General features: G+C 58.6%; 7 protein-coding genes. 3 read left to right on the forward strand and 4 right to left on the reverse strand.

Annotated elements, in window-relative coordinates; genetic code table 11:
* Window positions 1–574: phosphohistidine phosphatase SixA (gene sixA / locus NW820_RS02455; protein WP_414406595.1), on the forward strand; the 574-nt coding region annotated here is incomplete at its 5' end.
* A gap of 61 nt (window positions 575–635) precedes the next feature.
* On the opposite strand, the gene NW820_RS02460 is transcribed toward sixA, so the two are convergent.
* Window positions 636–929: a DUF3082 domain-containing protein gene (locus NW820_RS02460; protein WP_414406596.1), complete on the reverse strand. Its 294-nt coding sequence runs from the start codon at window positions 927–929 to the stop codon at window positions 636–638.
* A gap of 84 nt (window positions 930–1,013) precedes the next feature.
* On the opposite strand from NW820_RS02460, the gene NW820_RS02465 reads away from it, so the two are divergent.
* A complete protein-coding gene (locus tag NW820_RS02465; protein WP_414406597.1) occupies window positions 1,014–1,706 on the forward strand; it encodes a J domain-containing protein in 693 nt (230 codons plus the stop codon).
* Here the strand turns inward: NW820_RS02465 and NW820_RS02470 are convergent.
* From NW820_RS02470 to NW820_RS02480, 3 genes are all read right to left on the reverse strand, one after another.
* Window positions 1,698–2,573: an SDH family Clp fold serine proteinase gene (locus NW820_RS02470; protein ID WP_414406598.1), complete on the reverse strand. Its 876-nt coding sequence runs from the start codon at window positions 2,571–2,573 to the stop codon at window positions 1,698–1,700. The genes NW820_RS02465 and NW820_RS02470 overlap by 9 nt on opposite strands.
* 64 nt (window positions 2,574–2,637) lie before the next feature.
* Complete coding sequence (locus NW820_RS02475; protein WP_414406599.1) at window positions 2,638–3,519, reverse strand: hypothetical protein; 882 nt, start codon at window positions 3,517–3,519, stop codon at window positions 2,638–2,640.
* 1 nt (window position 3,520) lies between these two features.
* Window positions 3,521–4,492, reverse strand: coding sequence for a fatty acid desaturase (locus NW820_RS02480; protein ID WP_011431774.1), 972 nt, complete (start codon window positions 4,490–4,492; stop codon window positions 3,521–3,523).
* Between the two features lie 357 nt (window positions 4,493–4,849).
* Here NW820_RS02480 and psaK point away from each other — a divergent pair.
* Window positions 4,850–5,091: photosystem I reaction center subunit PsaK (gene psaK / locus NW820_RS02485; protein ID WP_011431775.1), on the forward strand; the 242-nt coding region annotated here is incomplete at its 3' end.

Here is a 5,091-nt window from a genome sequence, read left to right on the forward strand (position 1 = left end):
TGAACAACAGGAGGGCGTTTGCGTTAGCAGCGCGGAGCACCATCAGGGGGCGGCAGAAAAGCAGACTGCCCGACAGGAATTGGCCGTGGATTTTATTCGCCATGGCATAGCCGAGGAACCCCGGCCAGAAGTCGAGGATGCCTTTCGGGCCCTTACAGACGAAGGTCGCAAGCGTTGCCGCAAGGTTGCCCGCCAGCTCAAGAACATGGGCTGGAGGTGGGATCTCCTGCTCACCAGTCCCCTGGTGAGGGCTCGGCAGACGGCTGAGATCTTTTTGGACGAGAACCTGGCCGAAGCTGTGGAGGTGTTTGAACCGCTGGCTCCGGGGGGCAGTTTTGCTGACCTGGTGCGCTGGCAAGCAGAGCGGGAACCTCTGGCGTCTTTGGCTCTGGTCGGTCACCAGCCGGATCTGAGCCTGTGGGTGCAAACGGCCATTGGGCTGAACCCGGCCCATGCCGACGCGATCACCCTCAAAAAAGCGGGCCTAGCCCAAGTGCGCTTTGCCGAAGGCCGGATTGACTACCGCCAGGGATCCCTGACTTTGTTGCTCTCCCCCAAGGTGGTGCTGCGCTGAGAAGAAGCTGGCTCATCATGATAAACGCCCAACGAGTCGGCCAGAGGTTGTGCCCCTAGGTTCAGCGCTGAGAGGAGGTCAGCCGCTCTCCCAGCAATTGCACACAATAGGCCGCCAGCCCCAACCCCACCATGGCAAACATGAAGGCAATCAGGGAAACGGAACCGACCAGCAGGTAGCGCACCAGAATGCTGATTCCGCGGGCCAACGATCCAATCTCCACCTCAATTGGCGGCAACTTGGCCAACATCGAGAGCAGCAGTTGAAAGAACCCGTAGCCCAAACTGACGGCGATGGCGGCCCCCAAGAGGGCACTGAAAGGATTGGGGGATCCCTGGGGCGAGGCGGAAGACATGGGGCAGCACCGGAAAACTCACCTTTATTCTAGGCTGCAGGTACAATGTGGAAGTTTCTTTTCTTTCCGGCAAGCCTAGGGGTTATGGAGAGCGGATCGGGAGTGGGATCCCACTACGAAGTTTTGGGCGTTTCCGTGGCGGCGACGGCGGAGGAGATCAAGTCTGCCTACCGTCGTTTGGTCAAGTACCACCATCCCGACAGCCTGCTGGCCAAAAAAGATCGGGCCACCGCTGAGCGCATCCGCCAGATCAACGCTGCCTACGCGGTGCTCAAAGATCCGCAATCTCGCCGCGAATACGATCGGCAACTGCACTCCAGCCGCACCTCACCCCGCCCCCAGCCGACGGGATCCCCCCGTGAAACCGTCAGCCACGAAGCCATCGCCCGCGCAGCCTGGATCCAACAGGTCTACACCCCCCTAAACCGAGTTTTGGGGCCCCTGCTGTCTTCCCTAGAGCCTCAGTTGCATGCTTTGGCGGCGGATCCCTTTGATCCCAACCTGTTGCAGTCTTTTGCTGACTATCTGGAAGAGTGTGCGCAGAAACTGGCCCAAGCCCAGCAGATCTTTGGCCGCCTCCCCAATCCCAGCAGCCTGGGGGGAGTGGCTTCTCGCCTCTACTACGCCCTCAACCACCTAGAGGACGCTCTAGAGGAGCTGCAGTATTTCCCCCTGAACTTCGACGACCGCCATCTGCACACCGGACAAGAGCTGTTTCGCCGGGCAGGGGGGCTGCGCCTGGAAGCTATGGAAGCTTACGCCAAGAGTTCACCCTAAGCCAGAGCGGGATCCCCCCCTGGGCAGAGAGGGGCGAGGATCATAGGGGATGGGGATGTACTGCACGGAAGGGCGGCCCATGGTGGCCTGTGGGTACAAGTCCATCAGGGCATAGATTTGGGGTGGCAACTCAGTAGAAATGGGCAGGCCCAACCTTTGGGCTTCTTCGGCAGTGATCGGGTAGTCGTGGGTAACTTGTCCACTGGTTAGGTACTGGATGAGGGGCTCGATGCGTTCGGGGGCAATTTTGCGCTTGGGCACATCGTCCTTCAGGAGATCCCGCACGAAGTTCTGTACCTGTTGCATCGCTTTGCGGGCCAGATCTGCCAGGATCAAGGTTTGGTCATCGATTTCGGCAATGGGTTTATCCGCCACCACCTGCAGAATACTGGCGGCAGCATACCCCCCCAACTGTGGATCCACCGGCCCCAGGACTGCATTGGCATCCATGACGATTTCATCGGCGGCCAGGGCCAGCATCGTCCCCCCCGACATGGCGTAGTGGGGCACAAACACTGTCACTTTGGCCGGATGGCGGATCAAGGCGCGGGCAATTTGCTCCGTGGCCAGCACCAGGCCACCGGGGGTATGCAAAATCAAATCAATCGGGGTATTGGGTGGAGTGAGGCGAATCGCCCGCAATACCTGCTCGGAGTCCTCGATGCTGATGTAGCGGGAAACCGGGATCCCCAAAAAACTGATCGACTCCTGGCGGTGAATGAGCAGAATCACCCGGCTGCCCCGCTTTTGCTCCAACTCCCGAATGGCCATCAAGCGCCGGAACTCTTGGGCACGACGGTTCAGCAGAGGTTGCAAAGAGCTGAAGATCAGAAAAATCCAGAACAGGCTGCCCCAGTCCACTTTCACACCTCAAGTGGGATCCCTTTGACTCCAGCATAGGGGATCCAAAATCTTCGGCGATCCCTGAGCCTCATGAGTTGGGTTCAGACGCCGCAAAAAAGCGATCCAAAGCCTGCAGCAAATCCGGTACGGAAGCTTGGTCAATCCAGGATCGAATATAAGCCTGCTGCTCCGCCAAGTTTTCAATGCGGCCCAACTTTTGCATGGCCAAGTAGCGGGTTTCTGCCGCGGCGCGATTGGTTTGCAAGTCCAGCCGCTGCTCCGGGGTAAGCGGATACTCCGTTTGGGCCAGCAGGTAATCCGCCACCATCATGAACAGCAGAGGCCCCGCCAATTCCACCTGAGGCTCGGCTTCTGGCTCAGAATCAGCAACAGCGAGATCTTGGAGATCTTGAAAAAGATCCTGACCCAGTTGCAGCAGCTCCTCTGCTGAAGCCGCCCGCAGCACCGTCTCGGCAGTGGCCCGGAGCGGCTCTGGGGAAACCCTGTGGTGAGTGGCCAATTCCGCCAGGGCCTGTTCCCATTGATCCCGTTGGGCTTGCACCACAGCCCGCTCTTCTGGAGAAAAGTCCAACCGCTCCAGCACCACCTGCAGAGCCACAGCCCCCACCAACAGGGGGGGGAAGCGCAGCACTGTAGAGGCGGATCCCGCCTGCTCCAAAAAGGCTTCCAAATCCGGGCCAGATCCCCTGTCCAGCAAGTCCTGCAAGTAGGCCAGCACCTCTTGGGGCGAGGTCAACCTGAGGATCCCTCGCACCTGTGCCCGCAAGTCTGCGGGGATCCCAAGGAGCTGCACCTGGACTTCGGCCCGCGCCTGCGCTTCTGCAATCAACTCCGGCAAATCTGCCGTTGCCCGACCGGCCTGCAACAAAACCTGGCTAGAGTCCTGCAACAGGCTGGCCGCTTCCACAAACAGCAGCACCTGCGGGACTTGCAGCGTTGGCCAAACCATGCTAGCCAAGCTGTGGATCCGCAGGGGATCCCTCCGATTCTGGATTGGCTGGCGCAGCGGGGTGAGCTGAAGTGGGCTTGTGCCAGTGCAGACCGATCAGAGCATCGTACAAAAAGCCCCAAAACTCTCCCTTCTCCCAGATCCCCAGCGTTTGCTGGCAGTTGCGCGCGTCCAGCTCAGGTTTGGCTGCCCAGTAGGCTGCTTGGTATTTGTACCAGGGAACAGAAGGCCAGAGATGGTGGATCAGGTGATAGTTTTGCCCCAACAGCAGAATGTTGGTCAGCCATCCGGGATAGACGCGGGCATTGTACCACCGCTCTTGGGATTGAAAAGGGCGATGGGGCAGGTAGTCAAAAAACAAGCCCAGCAAGAACCCCATGATAAAGGCAGGGGGTAGCCAATAGTTCATGATGTAGTCGGTGTAGCCGAAGTAGCTGGCCAGACCAAAGGTCAGGATAACCACCAGCCGACTCAAGCCCCACTCCAGCAGATCCCAGCGACCTTTCCGCCAGAGCTGCCGCTTAAAGAAAAACACCTCATGGTAGAAAAACCGCGGCGCGATCAGCCACAGCGGCCCCCCTGTCGAGACGTAGTGATCGGGATCGTCTTCAGGATGGTTGACGTGGGCGTGGTGCTGCATGTGTACCCGCTTAAAGACGGGATAGACAAAACCCTGCAACAGGGCAGAGCCGTGTCCGAGTGCCTCGTTCAGAAAGCGGTTGCGGTGGGCCGAGCCATGGGAAGCATCGTGAATCACCGTGCCCAGAACATAGAGGGCCACAAAATTGAGCCAGAACACCATCCATTTGGGCCAGTGCCAAAAGGCGTACCCGCCAAAGCAAGAGGCCGAAAGCACCACCGCAGCCAAAAACATCAGCAAGGTGGGATTCCAAAATTCCGAGGGTGGCCCCAACAGCTCACGAGGCAATGCGAAAGGTTTTTGGGCTGGTTCAGCAGTAGCAGCAACAGTCATCGGCAGCCATCCTTAGGTGCGCACAGTGCAGACAGAGAGGATGGGTCGAGGCAGCGCGTCCCAGTCATCACACCGAAAAGAGATCGAAGAGATAAGTTTGTTAACTTTCGTTAGTATACGGCAGAGACCTGCCCAGCTTCTCAGCCCAAGCCTTATTTTCCTCACAACCCCAGCCATGGGGGCACCTTCCTCTCCTGGCCAAGGATTCCCGAAGGATCCCGGCAACGGCAAACTGCCCCTGAAGCCAGAGAAAAGCCGTAGTGTGAGGTTTTGTTGCAATTCATGTGCAGATTGCGAGGGGATCCCAGCAGGAGGGGTAATCTAAGGGTCGGTTAACCTGAGCTGAGGATGGAAACCATGATGCCTGTTGTTGCGCTGTTGGCTCTGACCGCTCAAACCAGCCCCTGGTCCCCCCTGAACGCCGTGATCATTCTGCTCTGCACAGGGCTGGCTTACTTGAGCTTCAAATCCTCCTCTGGAGTGGCCTCAGAGACTGGGCCGGTACTGGGAATGACCTGGCCAGAAGTCATTGGGGTTGCCAGCTTTGGCCATTTGTTGGGAGTGGGGGTCGTTTTGGGCCTCTCTAACATTGGCGTTCT

This window comes from Synechococcus sp. R55.7 (assembly GCF_047461955.1).
In the GTDB taxonomy this organism is placed as follows: Bacteria; Cyanobacteriota; Cyanobacteriia; order Thermostichales; family Thermostichaceae; genus Thermostichus.

Bases quoted from the DNA above. Each gene is read 5' to 3' on its own strand.
- NW820_RS02460 (WP_414406596.1), bottom strand. From the start codon at position 929: ATGTCTTCCGCCTCGCCCCAGGGATCCCCCAATCCTTTCAGTGCCCTC.
- NW820_RS02465 (WP_414406597.1), top strand. From the start codon at position 1,014: ATGGAGAGCGGATCGGGAGTGGGATCCCACTACGAAGTTTTGGGCGTT.
- NW820_RS02475 (WP_414406599.1), bottom strand. From the start codon at position 3,519: ATGGTTTGGCCAACGCTGCAAGTCCCGCAGGTGCTGCTGTTTGTGGAA.
- NW820_RS02480 (WP_011431774.1), bottom strand. From the start codon at position 4,492: ATGACTGTTGCTGCTACTGCTGAACCAGCCCAAAAACCTTTCGCATTG.